13 protein-coding genes and 1 riboswitch are annotated in these 15054 nt (G+C 71.4%); of the genes, 12 read left to right on the forward strand and 1 reads right to left on the reverse strand.

From position 1 onward, the window contains the following. Positions 1-20 precede the first annotated feature (20 nt). The gene (locus ACZ499_RS36220) at positions 21-2477 is read right to left on the reverse strand and encodes a YfhO family protein (RefSeq protein ID WP_468680955.1); all 2457 of its coding nucleotides are present in this window, start codon (positions 2475-2477) and stop codon (positions 21-23) included. A gap of 182 nt (positions 2478-2659) precedes the next feature. Between ACZ499_RS36220 and ACZ499_RS36225 the strand changes: the two genes are divergently transcribed. The 12 genes from ACZ499_RS36225 to ACZ499_RS36280 all read left to right on the forward strand — a co-directional run bounded on the left by ACZ499_RS36225 (position 2660) and on the right by ACZ499_RS36280 (position 15047). Beyond that, the gene (locus tag ACZ499_RS36225; protein ID WP_468410007.1) at positions 2660-3646 is read left to right on the forward strand and encodes a glycosyltransferase family 2 protein; all 987 of its coding nucleotides are present in this window, start codon (positions 2660-2662) and stop codon (positions 3644-3646) included. Then, complete coding sequence (locus ACZ499_RS36230) at positions 3643-4077, forward strand: GtrA family protein (RefSeq protein WP_468680956.1); 435 nt, start codon at positions 3643-3645, stop codon at positions 4075-4077. Before ACZ499_RS36225 ends, ACZ499_RS36230 begins: the two co-directional genes overlap by 4 nt. A 61-nt stretch (positions 4078-4138) precedes the next feature. Continuing rightward, the gene (locus ACZ499_RS36235; protein ID WP_468410011.1) at positions 4139-4798 is read left to right on the forward strand and encodes a SurA N-terminal domain-containing protein; all 660 of its coding nucleotides are present in this window, start codon (positions 4139-4141) and stop codon (positions 4796-4798) included. Between the two features lie 44 nt (positions 4799-4842). Then, positions 4843-5802, forward strand: coding sequence for a nucleoside triphosphate pyrophosphohydrolase (locus ACZ499_RS36240; protein WP_468410013.1), 960 nt, complete (start codon positions 4843-4845; stop codon positions 5800-5802). Positions 5803-5972: 170 nt separating this feature from the next. Continuing rightward, positions 5973-7208 (forward strand): cytochrome P450 family protein, encoded by a 1236-nt coding sequence (locus ACZ499_RS36245; RefSeq protein ID WP_468680986.1) that lies wholly within the window; start codon positions 5973-5975, stop codon positions 7206-7208. A gap of 132 nt (positions 7209-7340) precedes the next feature. Beyond that, complete coding sequence (locus ACZ499_RS36250; RefSeq protein ID WP_468680958.1) at positions 7341-8315, forward strand: transglycosylase family protein; 975 nt, start codon at positions 7341-7343, stop codon at positions 8313-8315. Positions 8316-8574: 259 nt separating this feature from the next. Next, positions 8575-8775: riboswitch (cyclic di-AMP (ydaO/yuaA leader) on the forward strand. 2 nt (positions 8776-8777) lie between these two features. Next, on the forward strand, positions 8778-9440 hold the full coding sequence (locus ACZ499_RS36255; RefSeq protein ID WP_468680960.1) for a transglycosylase family protein: 663 nt from the start codon (positions 8778-8780) through the stop codon (positions 9438-9440). Between the two features lie 451 nt (positions 9441-9891). Further along, positions 9892-11178: a phosphopyruvate hydratase gene (gene eno, locus ACZ499_RS36260; RefSeq protein ID WP_468410019.1), complete on the forward strand. Its 1287-nt coding sequence runs from the start codon at positions 9892-9894 to the stop codon at positions 11176-11178. A gap of 119 nt (positions 11179-11297) precedes the next feature. Next, entirely contained in the window at positions 11298-11774 is a 477-nt protein-coding gene (locus tag ACZ499_RS36265; RefSeq protein WP_468680962.1) for an FtsB family cell division protein, read from the forward strand. Positions 11775-11833: 59 nt separating this feature from the next. After that, positions 11834-12370 (forward strand): DUF501 domain-containing protein, encoded by a 537-nt coding sequence (locus ACZ499_RS36270; protein ID WP_385546249.1) that lies wholly within the window; start codon positions 11834-11836, stop codon positions 12368-12370. After that, complete coding sequence (locus ACZ499_RS36275; protein ID WP_468680965.1) at positions 12367-13281, forward strand: Ppx/GppA phosphatase family protein; 915 nt, start codon at positions 12367-12369, stop codon at positions 13279-13281. The genes ACZ499_RS36270 and ACZ499_RS36275 overlap by 4 nt, the downstream gene beginning before the upstream one ends. A 380-nt stretch (positions 13282-13661) precedes the next feature. Next, on the forward strand, positions 13662-15047 hold the full coding sequence (locus tag ACZ499_RS36280; protein WP_385546254.1) for an NAD(P)/FAD-dependent oxidoreductase: 1386 nt from the start codon (positions 13662-13664) through the stop codon (positions 15045-15047). Positions 15048-15054 lie beyond the last annotated feature (7 nt).

Consider the following 15054-nt stretch of genomic DNA (forward strand, 5'->3'; position numbering starts at 1 on the left):
ACCGGGTACGACGCGGCGGGTCAGGGGCGCACCAGCGCCCCGGCCCGCCGCTTGCGTACCGCCAGCAGCGCCCCCGTACCGAGCAGCCCCGCCAGCCCCGCCGCCCCCGCCACCGACCCCGCCTTCAGGCCCGGCGGGCGGAAGTCGCAGGAGACCGTGGACGGCGAGCCGGCCCCCGTCAACCGCACTGCCACCAGGCCCAGATAGGCATCCGCCGGCTTCGCCCCGCCGCCGTTCACCGCGCACCGCCAGCCCGCGATCCTCGGCATCGCGAACACCGCCGTGCCGCTCGCCCCGGCGGGCAGCACCGCCCGTACGCCGCTGTCCGTGACCTTCACATCCGTCGCCCCGGTCGTACGGAGATGATCGACCGCCGCCGTCAGCGCGCCCCGGTCCAGACAGCCCAGCCGGGCCTTCTTGTACGCGGGGCGCAGCGTCACTCCGGACGAGGGGCCCGCCGAGACGCCCAGCGGGGCCAGAGCCGCCCGCCGCTTGGGCGCCCCGCCCCGGAACTCGACCCACTTCCCGGTCGTGCCGAGCCGCGCCCAGCCCGTGTACTCGGGCGCCCACAGGAACGCCTCCTGCCCGGCCGCACACCCCTCGGCGACCGTGCGCGGCAGCGTGTACACCCGCGCCCCCAGCAGCGACTCCTGGTTCCGGAACGGCGAGTCGCCGTACTCCGGGCTCCCACCGCCCCGCACCGTCACCAGCGGCGGCACCGGTGCCCGGCTGACCGTCGGCGCCTGCCCCTTCTCCGCGCGCACCCGCGCCCCGACCGCGAACACCGCGTCCGTCACCGGGTTGTCGAGGCTCTGCACGGACCGGCCGCGCGAGGTCCAGCCGCCGCCCAGCGCGGTCATCGTCTTCGTCAGCACGTCCGGGGTGAGGCTGCTGTAGTACGAGGCGCCCTCGCCGCCGAGCAGCAGCGGGTCGTTGCCGGTGATCTGGCGGCGGCCCGGGTCGGTGCGGTACGCGGGCCAGCCGTCGGCCCCGGCCACCGCCGCCTCGCGCGCGTCGTGCGCCGCGCCCCACGCGGGGTAGCTGTCGAGCCGGTGCAGCCGCTCCCGGTCGCCGTAGGCCACCGTCACCGCCGCCTGTGCGGTCTGCGCCCCGGCCAGGAGCAGTACGGCGGCCAGCGCCACCGCCCGTCGGCCCCGGGCCCGCCCGGCGACGAGCAGCGCGCCGAGCGCGGCCGCGAGCCCGCCGAAGAACAAGGGGTACGACCAGGGCGAGACCAGCTCGCTGAAGGCCGCCCCGCCCGCGATCACCGCGAGCACCCCGCCCCCGCCGAGCAGCGCGCGCCGGTCCGGCAGACCGTCCGCCACGCAGATCCACGCGGCGATCACCAGAAGGCCGCTGAGGACGAACGTCTGGCGGTACGGGCTGCCGTTCGGGGTCTGGAAGGCGTGCCAGGCCAGATGCGTCGGCTTCCACTGGAAGGAGAGCGCGACGAGCAGGGCGAGCCCCGTCCACGCGTACCGCTCGCGGTCCGGCACCGCCCTGTTGAACGCCAGCGCCCCCGCGAGCAGCAGCGCCCCGGTGCCCAGGAACAGCGCCGGGCTGGAGAAGCTGTACGTCGCCGGGAGCCACCGGGCCAGGAAGTCGCTCCACGGGACCGGCTGGAACTCCTTGCTCCAGCCCGGATACGCGTGCTTCGTCCCCAGGAAGACCGTGAACAGGACGGGTGCCGAGAGCCCGATGCCGAGCGCCGTCGTCCAGGCCGCGCGGGCCAGCGCCCACACCCGGGCCCGTATCTCCGTCTCCTCCAGGAGGAGACGGAGCAGCAGGACCAGGGCCGCCCCGATCGTGGCCATGTAGGCGGTGTAGAAGTTCGCCGTCCAGGCAAGGGCCACCACGACCGGGCCGACCAGCGCGTGCCTGCGGGCGCGGGCCCACTCGCCGACCAGGCAGAGCATCGGGAACGCGATCAGCCCGTCCAGCCACATCGTGTTGTACGTGGCCTCGATCACCGACCAGCCGCACAGCGCGTACGCCGCCCCCAGCACCCCGGCTGCCCAGCGCCGTCCGGGGGAGGGGCGCAGGGTGAGCAGCAGGACGGTCATGGCGACCGCCGCCACGGCCATCTTCAGGACCGTGATCACATAGACCGCGAGGTCGATCTCGTCGCGCGGGAACACCCCGACCAGCAGGGCGAACGGGCTGCCCAGATACGTACCGATGTCGGGCAGGAACGAAGTCCCGTACCCCGACTGCCAGTTGACCAGGGCGCCACCGTGGGCGCGGCCGTGCAGCAGGTCCCACAGATGGGCGTGGAACGGGACGAACTGGTTGCCCAGGTCGTTGACGCTGCGGGTGTGGTGCCCGAACGGGAAGGTCCGGGCGACGGCGTCGGCGGCGCACACCGAGGCCACGGTGATCAGCGCGGCGAGTGCGGACGCCCGCGCACGGGGGCGGCCGGCCCCGGCGGCCACGGCCGGGGCGGCGGGAAGAAGCTGGACGGCTTCGAGAGTCGGCATGGGGATCCTCTGCTGTTCGCTGCCGTCGAATATGCCGGACCGCTGCACGTAAATCAGCGGGCCGGGGGTTCAGTTCACGTAATCGACGCCCGGTCGTCATTCGGTGAATCCGCCCCGGACGTCTGGCCCGGCTGTTCTTCGTTGACTGCCACAGCCGTACTCCGTATCGACGGGGGAGAACCGTGCTCATCTCGATTGTCGTGCCCTGCTTCAACGAAGAGGAGATCATCGGCCGCTTCCATGATCAGGTAACCAAGGAAATCTCCCGGCTCGACGCGGAATTCGAACTCCTCTATGTCGACGACGGCAGCAAGGACCGTACGTTCCCGCTGCTCCAGGAGATCGCCGCCCGCGACCCGCGCGCCCGTTACGTCTCGTTCAGCCGGAACTTCGGCAAGGAGGCGGCGATGCTCGCCGGGCTGCGGCACGCCGCCGGCGACGCCGTGGTGATCATGGACGCCGACCTCCAGCACCCGCCGGAGCTCATCGGCCGCATGATGGACCTGCACGCCCAGGGCCACGACCAGGTGATCGCCCAGCGCACCCGCAAGGGCGACCGCGTCACGCGCACCCTCACCGCGCGCCTGTACTACCGCCTGATCAACCGCCTGGTCGATGTGGAACTGGTCGACGGCGTGGGAGACTTCCGCATGCTCTCGCGCAGGACGGTCGACGCGGTACTCGAACTCACCGAGTACAACCGCTTCTCCAAGGGGCTCTTCGCCTGGGTCGGATTCCGCACCACCACGTTCAGTTACGAGAATGCGGTACGGGAACAGGGGCGTTCCGCCTGGACGTTCGGAAAACTGCTGAACTACGGCCTGGACGGGATGATCTCGTTCAACAACAAGCCGCTGCGGGCCGCCGTCTATCTGGGCATGCTGCTGCTCGGGATCGCCACGGCGTATTCCGCGTGGATCGTCGGTGTCGCGATGGTGAACGGCGTGGACACCCCCGGATATGTGACCCTGCTCGTCGTGGTCACCGCGCTGGCCGGAGTGCAGATGGTGATGGTGGGCGTGGTCGGCGAATACGTCGGCCGTATCTATTACGAGGTCAAGCGCCGTCCGCACTTCCTGGTGCAGTCGACGAATGTTTCGAGCCAGGACGGGGGCGTGCCGCGCCAGCCGGGACGCGAGAGCACGGACCGGGAGTTCGCCCGCCGATGAAACCGGGAACAGCCGCCCAGATGGTCCGGTTCGCCCTGGTGGGGGTGGTCAACACCGGCACGTACTACGGCCTCTATCTGCTCTTCCTGCCCCGGGTGCCGTACGTCGTCGCCCACATCACGGCCTTCCTGCTCGCCATGGTCGGCTCGTTCTTCCTCACCTCGTACTTCACCTACCGCACCCGGCCCAGCTGGCGGAAGTTCCTGCTCTTCCCGCTCACCAACGCGGCGAACTTCGTGATCACCACGACCGGGATGTACGTCCTGGTGGACCTGCTCGGCCTCAGCAGTACCTGGGCCCCGCTGATCGCCGCCGCGGCGGCGATTCCGGTCACCTTCGTCCTCTCCCGGACGATCATGTTGCGGCCCGAGATTCCCGAGGCGGCCGAATCGTTGGGCGAATCAGTGGCCCGCGCCACTCCGACTGCCTAACATCGATCACCGCAAGGTCATCAGGTCGCTGCACTGCCGCACGATCCGCCGGGAGGCTCCTTTGCACCGCCGCCGTCGCACCGCACTCGCCCTCTCCGTCGCGCTCCTCGGCGCGGGCCCACTCCTGACCGCCTGCGGCAGCGAGGCCCACCCGGGCGCCGCGGCCGTCGTCGGAGGCGACCGGATCCCGGTCTCCGCGCTCCAGGCCCAGGTCAAGGATGTCCGTACGGCGCAGCAGGCCTCGCCGCAGGCGGCCCAGCTGATCAAGAACACCGGCCAGCTCAGCCGCGCCAAGCTGCACGGGCTGATCTTCGACCGGGTGCTCGACCGGGCCGCCGCCGACGCCGGGGTGAGCGTGACCCGCAAGCAGCTCCAGGACGCCCGGGCCGCGATGGCCCAGCAGTCCGGCGGCGAGCAGGCGTTCGCGGCCATGCTCCTCCAGCAGCGCGGGGTCGCCCCCGGCCAGATCGACGACGCGGTCCGCGAGCAGGTGCAGCTGACCGCGCTGGCCGCCGCGACCGGCGCCGACCTGTCCACCCCGCAGGGCCAGGCGTCCGTCACCAAGACGCTCACCGAGGCGTCGAAGAAGCTGAAGATCGACGTCAATCCGCGGTACGGGACATGGGACGACAAGGCGATCCAGCTCGCCGACACCAAGACGCCGTGGATCGCCCAGGTCACCAAGAACGGGCCGGAAGAGGAGGCCCCGGTCACCGGCTGACGGGCCGGGGCCGGGGCGGGGAGCGGTCGGGGTAGGTTCGGGAGGTGACTCTCGAAGAACCCGGCCGCGTCGTCCTGCTCACCGCCAGCCACCGGGTGGCGCCCGGACTGCTGTCCTGGCCCGCCTGGCAGACGCTGCGCGCCGCCGACCGGGTGCTCTGCGCCGACCCGGGCCACCCGCAGCTGCCGTATCTGCGCGAGGCGGGCGTCGAGGTCGAGATCGTGGAACCGCAGGCGCGGGAGCTGGTCGAGGCGTGCGCCGGGGGCCGCACCGTGGTCGTCCTCCCCTCCGGCGAGGGCGACCGTCGGCTCACCGACGGGCTCGCCCGGCTCGCGGGCTCGGGCAGGGTCGCCATGCCGGACCTGGAGCTGCTGCCGGGCTCGTACGACCTGCCGGGCGCCCGGCTGCTCGACCTCGTCCAGGTCATGGACCGGATCCGGCGCGAGTGCCCGTGGTCGTCCCAGCAGACCCACAAGGGCCTGGCCAAGTACGCGCTTGAGGAGGCGTACGAGCTGGTCGAGGCGGTGGAGGAGGGCGACCGCGACGAACTGCGCGAGGAGCTCGGCGACGTACTGCTCCAGGTGGTCTTCCACGCGCGGATCGCGGAGGAGGACCCGGAAGAGCCGTTCTCGGTGGACGACGTGGCCGGGACGATCGTGGAGAAGCTGATCCACCGCCATCCGCACGTCTTCGGCGACGAGCACGCCGAGACGCCGGAGGAGGTCAAGGAACACTGGCTGCGGCAGAAGGCGGCGGAGAAGCAGCGCGACTCGGTGACCGACGGCATCCCGCTCGGCCAGCCCGCCCTGGCCCTGGCGGCCAAGCTCGCCTCCCGCACCCGTATCGGCTCCCTGGACGTCCCCCTGCCGTCCGGCGAGGGCATCGGCTACCGCCTGCTCGCCCTCGCGGTCGCGGCGGAGGCCGACGGCACGGACCCGGAGGCGGCGCTGCGGGCGGCGGCCCGCGCGTACCGGGACGCGATCCGCACGGCGGAAAAGGCCTGACGGCGGTGGAGCCCTCGCCCCCGTCCGGCCGGAACCCGTCCGGCCGGAACCCGTCCGCCCGGAACTCCGGCCCGTCCGGCCAGGACCCGGTTGCGCCCGCGCACGGCTCGGCCCCGGTCGCTCCCGGTTCCCGCCCGTCCGGCGCGGACCGGACCCCCTCGCCCCCCGAGATGTTCACCTGGGAGTTCGCCACCGACCCGTACCCCACGTACGGGTGGCTGCGGGAGCACTCGCCGGTGCACTGGACCAAGCTGCCCAGCGGGGTCGAGGCGTGGCTCGTGACGCGGTACGCGGACGCCAAGCAGGCGCTCGCCGACCAGCGGCTCTCCAAGAACCCCGCGCACCACGACGAGCCCGCGCACGCCAAGGGCAAGACCGGCATTCCGGGCGAGCGCAAAGCCGATCTGATGACGCATCTGCTCAACATCGACCCGCCGGACCACACCCGGCTGCGGCGGCTGGTGTCGAAGGCGTTCACTCCCCGTACGGTCGCCGAATTCGCGCCCCGGGTGCAGGAGTTGACCGACCAGCTCATCGACCGGTTCGCGGCGGGCGGCGAGGCCGACCTCATCCACGAGTTCGCCTTCCCGCTGCCCATCTACGCCATCTGCGACCTGCTCGGCGTGCCGCGCGAGGACCAGGACGACTTCCGCGACTGGGCCGGGATGATGATCCGGCACGGCGGCGGCCCGCGCGGCGGCGTGGCCCGGTCGGTCAAGAAGATGCGCGGGTATCTCCTCGAACTCATCCACCGCAAAAGGGAGAACCCGGGCGACGACCTCATCTCGGGCCTGATCCGCGCCAGCGACCACGGCGAGCACCTCACCGAGAACGAGGCCGCCGCGATGGCCTTCATCCTCCTGTTCGCCGGTTTCGAGACGACCGTGAACCTCATCGGCAACGGTGTGTACGCGCTGCTGCGCAACCCGGACCAGCGCGAGCGGCTGCAAGCCTCGCTCGCGGCCGGGGAGTCGGACCTGCTGGACACCGGCGTCGAGGAACTGCTGCGCTACGACGGGCCCGTGGAGCTCGCCACCTGGCGGTTCGCCACCCGGCCGCTGACGATCGGGGGTCAGGACATCGCGGCCGGCGACCCGGTGCTCGTCGTCCTCGCCTCCGCCGACCGTGACCCCGAGCGGTTCGGCGCCCCGGACACGCTCGACCTCGGCCGCCGCGACAACCAGCACCTCGGCTACGGCCACGGCATCCACTACTGCCTGGGCGCCCCGCTCGCCCGGCTGGAGGCGAAGACCGCGCTGGCGACCCTGTTGCGCCGCCTTCCTGACCTGCGGCTCGGGGCGGATCCTGCCGATTTGCGCTGGCGCGGCGGGCTCATCATGCGCGGACTGCGTACGCTTCCGGTCGAGTTCACGCCCACCCGAACTGACAGCCCGTCAAAACTGTGACTTTGGCGTTATCGCGGGTGCATCGACTTGTGACAAGCGTTCGAGTACGGCTACGTTCACCCCTCGACTCGGCAAACCAGGCTCAACGCCCGGCCCAGTAGTCACAGACGTAGTCACACGGAAGGCCACAGCATGCGCTCCGGGAACGGACGGCACCGCCGACCCCGCCAGGCTCCCGCACTCGTCGTCGCGGCGGGGGTGACCGGCTCGGCCCTCGCTCTTCCGCTCTTCGCCGCGAGCGGTGCGAGCGCCGCCACCGCGACCACGTGGGACCGCGTCGCGGAGTGCGAGAGCGGCGGCGCGTGGAGCGCCGACTTCGGCAACGGCCTGTACGGCGGCCTCCAGCTCTCCCAGGAGACCTGGGAGAGCTACGGCGGCACGGCGTACGCCTCGCGCCCCGACATGGCCAGCCGCGCGCAGCAGATAGCCGTCGCCGAGAAGGTGCTCGCGGCGAAGGGCCCCAAGGCCTTCACCAGCTGCTCGACGGTCTCCGGGCTCACCTCGGGCGGCGGTGCGCCGGCCGTCGACCCGGGCGCCACGCCCTCGCCGTACGTCCCCTCGGAGGAGGGGGCCGCGACCCCGGACGCCTCCACTCCGTCCGCGCCCGCGAAGACGACTCCGGCGCCCACGACGCCGTCCGGTCCGGCCTCCACCGCTCCCAAGCCGTCCACGACGTCCTCGGCGCCGTCCACGGGCGCGAGCGGGCGGCCCGGGTCCACGACGCCGTCCAGCCCGGCCACCGGCTCCACGGACTCCGCCTCCGGCGGCAAGCACCGCGGCACGCCGGACCCGGCCGAGGGTGGCACCCCCGCCACCACCGAGCCGGGCAATACGGAAAACAGTCATGAATCGGGGCGTCACGCCTCGCGAGGTGACGCCGACTCACGTGAGGCGGGCGACGCGCTCACCGGGGGTGGCGGCTACACCGTCCGCGTCGGCGACAACCTGTGGGACATCTCGCGCTCGCACAAGGTCGAGGGCGGCTGGGCAGCGCTCTACAAGGCGAACGAGAAGACGATCGGCTCCGACCCGGACCTCATCGTGCCCGGCCAGAGCCTTGATCTGAACCTGGCAAACACGGACAACCCGGCCACGCCCAAGGGGTAGTTCAGGGGCCTATGTCCACTTCTGTGCAAGTGAGACATGGGTCTCTTTCCGTCAACTGGCGTGTCCCGTCCGTCCGGTACGGGCGTTACGCCCCCGACCTGCGGAAACAGGGGTTGCGGAGGGGTACGTGGGGGCGATTTCTCCCCGATGTGCCCCTTTGAACATCAGGGGTTGGTGTGATTACGGTCGGAGCGCTCGTCACCACGGGCCCCTTCGACCGGGAACGCCGAATCCTGCCGCCGGTCGCGGGGAACAGTCGACGCTCGATGCGCCGTAGGCAGGAGCGGGGGACCCAAGGTAAGCGCCGGGCCCGGCCGTTGAAGGACGTACGCCATACGGCGGGACGTACGAGACGGCCGACAGGACCGGCTTGGGGTGAAGACGCGCCAGCACGGCGCGGCCGGGCCACTCACTCGCCCGAACCCGACAGCTCACCTCGCAGGCGTCGGTGAGGAGAACTCCATGCTGCTTTCCGGCAAGGGCAAGCACCGTCGCCCGTCCAAGGCCGTCCGCGTCGTCACGCTCGCCGGTGTCACCGGTGCGGCCGTCGCCGCCCCGCTGATGGCCGCGGGCTCCGCCTCCGCCGCCTCCGTCTCCACCTGGGACGCGGTCGCCCAGTGCGAGTCCGGCGGCAACTGGTCCATCAACACCGGCAACGGCTACTACGGCGGTCTGCAGTTCTCGCAGTCCTCCTGGGCCGCGGCGGGCGGCACCCAGTACGCCTCCCGCGCCGACCTGGCCACCAAGGGCCAGCAGATAGCCACCGCCGAGAAGCTGCTCGCGATGCAGGGGCCGGGCGCCTGGTCCTGCGCCGGTGCGGGCAACCTGACGTCCGGTGGCGCGTCCGCGAACGTGGACACGTCCGGCTCGTCCTCGAAGGCCGCCACCCCCAAGGCCGCCCCGGCCCCGAAGCGCGAGTCCGCGCCCGCCTCGCGCAGCGAGTCCCGCCCGGCCCCGGTCAAGACCGGCACCGGCGAGTACAAGGTGAAGGCCGGCGACACCCTCGGCTCCATCGCCGCCGCGCACGGCGTCAAGGGCGGCTGGCAGAAGCTGTTCGAGCTGAACAAGGACGTCGTGAAGGACGCGAACCTGATCTACGTGAACCAGCAGCTCCACCTGAGCTAGGCGCTCCGCTCGGGGGTGGGGGCTGCGTTGCGCGGCTGCGGGCCATCCGTGGCTGCTCGCGCAGTTCCCCGCGCCCCTTTTCGGCCCGGTGTTTGTCCGCGGATCGTCTGTGGCTGGTCGCGCAGTTCCCCGCGCCCCTGAAAGCGCCCCTGCGGGGCGATCCCTGCGGCGACCCCAACCCCCCCCCAGGGGCGCGGGGCTGTGACATTTTGCGGCTCCGCCGCGTGGGCGCGACCAGCCAGCCACGGTCCGCAGACGAACACCAGCCAGCCCCGCAGGGCCCCGCATTCCACCGCCCCCCGCCGGGACGGTTTTGTTTTGTTCGGGAACATTTTGCCCCCCGTTTCGTCCCACGGGCCGGTCGGTCGGCTGGTGGATGCCCCGGAGGCGGTTAGGCTCAGGGGTGCCGGACCGCGCGGCCCGGCGTATTCGCGTCACATCCCAGAAGGAGATGCTCGTGCCGTCCATCGACGTCGTCGTAGCCCGGGAAATCCTGGACTCCCGAGGCAACCCCACGGTCGAGGTCGAGGTCGGCCTCGACGACGGCAGCACCGGTCGTGCCGCCGTCCCGTCCGGCGCCTCCACGGGTGCCTTCGAAGCCATCGAGCTGCGTGACGGTGACCCCAACCGTTACCAGGGCAAGGGCGTCGAGAAGGCCGTCCTCGCCGTGATCGAGCAGATCGGCCCGGAGCTCGTCGGCTACGACGCCACCGAGCAGCGCCTGATCGACCAGGCGATGTTCGACCTGGACGCCACGGACAACAAGGGCTCGCTCGGCGCCAACGCCATCCTCGGCGTCTCGCTCGCCGTCGCGCACGCCGCCTCCGAGGCCAGCGACCTGCCGCTGTTCCGCTACCTGGGCGGCCCGAACGCGCACCTGCTGCCCGTTCCGATGATGAACATCCTCAACGGTGGGTCGCACGCCGACTCCAACGTCGACATCCAGGAGTTCATGATCGCCCCGATCGGCGCGGAGTCCTTCTCCGAGGCGCTGCGCTGGGGTGCCGAGGTCTACCACACCCTCAAGGCCGTCCTGAAGCGCAAGGGCCTGTCCACCGGCCTCGGCGACGAGGGCGGCTTCGCCCCGAACCTGGACTCCAACCGCGCCGCCCTGGACCTGATCCTGGAGGCCATCAAGGAGGCCGGTTACGCCCCGGGCAAGGACATCGCGCTCGCGCTCGACGTCGCCGCGTCCGAGTTCTACAAGGACGGCAAGTACGAGTTCGAGGGCAAGTCCCGCTCGGCCGCCGAGATGACCGAGTACTACGAGGAGCTCGTCTCCGCGTACCCGATGGTCTCCATCGAGGACCCGCTGTACGAGGACGACTGGGCCGGCTGGAAGACCCTCACCGACAAGCTGGGCTCCAAGGTCCAGATCGTCGGCGACGACCTCTTCGTCACCAACCCGGAGCGCCTGGCCCGCGGTATCGAGGAGGGCTCCGCGAACGCCCTGCTCGTCAAGGTCAACCAGATCGGTTCGCTGACCGAGACCCTGGACGCCGTCGAGATGGCCCAGCGCAACGGCTTCAAGTGCATGATGTCCCACCGCTCCGGCGAGACCGAGGACGTCACCATCGCCGACCTCGCCGTCGCGGTGAACTGCGGCCAGATCAAGACCGGCGCCCCGGCCCGCTCGGACCGCGTCGCCAAGTACAACCAGTTGCTGCGCATCGAGGAGATCCTCGACGACGCGGCGGTGTACGCGGGCCGCAGCGCCTTCCCGCGCTTCAAGGGCTGATCAGCCGACCGGCTGAGCAGTCCTGACATGGGCTGACCGCCCTGTCGTACGTACGTCCCCGGCCGCGGTCCCGTACCGTGTCCGGGGACGTTGTACGTACGTGAGGGGAGCGGGGCGACATGGCCAAGGGCAACCGGGACCGGTTCTCCACCGCGGCCCGGCTCAAGGGGCTCGGTGAGCAGACCGCGGCCCGGGTCTACCGCTCCCAGACCAAGCGCCAGGCGCGCCGCTCCCGACTCACCGGGCGCGCCGCCCTGCTCGCCCTGGTGATGTGCTCGCTGGTGGTGGCCCTCGCGTACCCGATGCGCCAGTACGTGTCGCAGCGCGGCGACATCGCCGAGCAGCGCCGCAAGGAGCAAGACGCGGCCGCGCAGGTCGAGCGGCTGCGCGACGAGAAGGCGCGGCTCCAGGACGACGCGTACATCAAGCGGCTGGCCCGTGAGCATCTGCACATGCAGTTTCCGGGCGAGACCGGCTACACCGTGACCGACCCGTCGGCCGCCAAGGGCCGCCGCGACGGCAAGGCCGCCACCGGCCGCCCCTGGCACCAGAACCTCTGGGACGGCGTGGACAAGGCCGACCGCCCCGGCAACTGACGCCGCCGGGCCCAGACAGCGACAGATCCAGACAGACAGAGACTGAGACAGAAACCGCGATGGAAACGCCCCCGCCCCAGACGCCCAGCACCGTGCCGACCGACGCGGACATCGCCGCCTTCCAGGAGCAGCTGGGCCGCCCGCCGCGCGGACTGCGCGCGATCGCGCACCGCTGCCCGTGCGGCAACCCGGACGTGGTCGAGACGGCCCCCCGGCTGCCCGACGGCACGCCGTTCCCGACGACGTACTACCTGAGCTGCCCGCGGGCCGCGTCGGCGATCGGCACGCTCGAAGCCAACGGGGTCATGAAGGAGATGACGGAGCGTCTGGCGACGGACCCCGAGCTGGCCGCGGCCTACCGCGCCGCCCACGAGGACTACATCGCCCGCCGCGACGCCATCGAGGTCCTGGAGGGCTTCCCGAGCGCGGGCGGCATGCCGGACCGGGTGAAGTGCCTGCACGTGCTGGTCGGCCACTCGCTGGCGGCCGGGCCCGGGGTGAACCCGCTGGGCGACGAGGCGATCGCGATGCTGCCCGAGTGGTGGGCGAAGGGCCCCTGCGTCACCCCCTGTGTGCCCGGGGAGGGCGAGAAGTGACCCGGGTCGCCGCCATCGACTGCGGTACGAACTCGATCCGGCTCCTGGTAGCCGACGCCGACCCGGTATCCGGCGAACTCATCGACCTGGACCGCCGGATGACGATCGTCCGCCTCGGCCAGGGCGTCGACCGGACCGGCCGCCTCGCCCCCGAGGCCCTGGAGCGCACCTTCGCGGCCTGCCGTGAGTACGCGGCGGTCATCAAGGAGTTCGGCGCCGAGCGCGTCCGCTTCGTCGCCACCTCCGCCTCCCGCGACGCCGAGAACCGGGACGAGTTCGTCCAGGGCGTCCTGGACATCCTGGGCGTCGAGCCCGAGGTGATCACCGGCGACCAGGAGGCCGAGTTCTCCTTCACCGGCGCCACCAGGGAACTCCACTCCGGCGGCGACTACCTCGTGGTCGACATCGGCGGCGGCTCGACGGAGTTCGTGGTCGGCTCGGAGCACGTGCGCGCGGCCCGCTCGGTGGACATCGGCTGCGTCCGGATGACCGAGCGCCACCACCCCGGCGACCCGGCCACGCCCGAGCAGATCGCGGCGATAAGGGCGGACATCGAGGCGGCCCTGGACCTCGCCGAGCAGACGGTGCCGCTGCGCGAGCCCCGCACGCTGGTGGGCCTGGCCGGTTCGGTGACCACGGTCGCCGCCATCGCGCTCGGCCTGTCCGCTTACGACTCGGCGGCGATCCACCACTCCCGTATCTCCCACGACGAGGTCAAGCGGGTCACCGACCGCCTCCTGGCGTCCACCCACGCCGAGCGCACGGCGATCCCGGTCCTGCACCCGGGCCGCATCGACGTGATCGCCGCGGGCGCGCTGGTCCTGCTGGCCGTCATGGACCGCACGGGCGCCCGCGAGGTCGTGGTCAGCGAGCACGACATCCTCGACGGAATCGCCTGGTCGATCGCGTAGAAGGTGCCCCGGAGGGCCCCTCAGGAGCCCTCCGGGCCACCCTCCGCAAGAAAGTTCGTGAACTTCTTCACAAGGAAAACCCGTCAGTTGGCCCCGATCGAGGGCCGTGGGCCTCTCTTCTGCAGGTTCAGGGGCTCAACAGCGCGCGATCCAAGGGTCGGACGGTGTGTTACGGCCATGTGTCCTGACCCAGTGGTCTAGCCCGTGGAGCCGTGTGAGGGCCAGTTCAGGAGGGGTGAACAACGTTCTCCCCTACACCGTGGTTCCCTCCGGCCACCATGACCTGGGTCACGTGGGCCGCGAAGTGTAGCAGAGGCCCCGTCGGACCTTGTGAAGGGGCGCACGAGCGGGGGCCCACAGGGGGGTGGATACTCGATGGCATGAGCACCACGGAGCGTCCCCGAATCCTCGTCGTAGGCGGTGGGTACGTAGGCCTGTACGCGGCACGGCGCATTCTCAAGAAGATGCGCTACGCCGAGGCGACCGTCACGGTCGTCGACCCGCGGTCGTACATGACGTACCAGCCCTTCCTCCCCGAAGCCGCCGCAGGCAGCATCTCCCCGCGCCACGTCGTCGTCCCGCTGCGACGCGTCGTGCGCGGAGCCGAGGTGCTCACCGGCCGTGTCACCAGCATCGACCAGGACCGCAAGGTCGCCACGGTCGCGCCGCTGGTCGGCGAGGCCTACGAGCTGCCCTTCGACTACCTGGTCGTCGCCCTCGGCGCGGTCTCCCGCACCTTCCCGATCCCCGGCCTCGCCGAGCAGGGCATCGGTATGAAGGGCGTCGAGGAGGCCATCGGGCTGCGCAACCACGTCCTGGAGCAGCTGGACAAGGCCGACTCCACGACCGACGAGGACGTCCGCCGCAAGGCGCTGACCTTCGTCTTCGTGGGTGGCGGCTTCGCCGGCGCCGAGACGATCGGCGAGGTCGAGGACATGGCCCGCGACGCGGCCAAGTACTACACCAACGTGAAGCGCGAGGACATGCGCTTCGTCCTGGTCGACGCCGCCGACAAGATCCTCCCCGAGGTCGGGCCGCAGCTCGGCAAGTGGGGCAAGGAGCACCTTGAGGGCCGCGGCATCGAGATCTACCTCTCGACCTCCATGGACTCCTGCGTCGACGGCCACGTGGTGCTGAAGAACGGCCTTGAGGTCGACTCCAACACCATCGTGTGGACCGCGGGCGTCAAGCCCAACCCGGCGCTGGCCCGCTTCGGCCTGCCGCTCGGCCCGCGCGGCCACGTCGACACCGCCCCGACCCTCCAGGTCCAGGGCACCGACTACATCTGGGCCGCCGGCGACAACGCCCAGGTCCCGGACCTCGCCGCCCGCAAGGCCGGCGTGGAGAACGCCTGGTGCCCGCCGAACGCCCAGCACGCGCTGCGCCAGGCCAAGGTCCTCGGCGACAACGTGGTCTCCGGTATGCGGGGCTTCCCGCAGAAGGAGTACGCGCACGCCAACAAGGGTGCGGTGGCGGGCCTCGGCCTCCACAAGGGCGTCGCGATGATCGTCATGGGCAAGATGAAGATCAAGCTCAAGGGCCGTCTCGCCTGGTACATGCACCGTGGCTACCACGGTCTCGCCGTGCCCACCTGGAACCGCAAGATCCGCGTCTTCGCCGACTGGACCCTCGCCATGTTCCTGAAGCGCGAGGTCGTCTCGCTCGGCGCCATGGAGTCGCCGCGCGAGGAGTTCTACGAGGCCGCCAAGCCCGCTCCGGCCCCGGCCGCGAAGGACAAGGTCGAGGAGAAGGCCAAGGCCTCCTGACCCAGGT

The organism is Streptomyces sp. NPDC031265, from assembly GCF_055570295.1.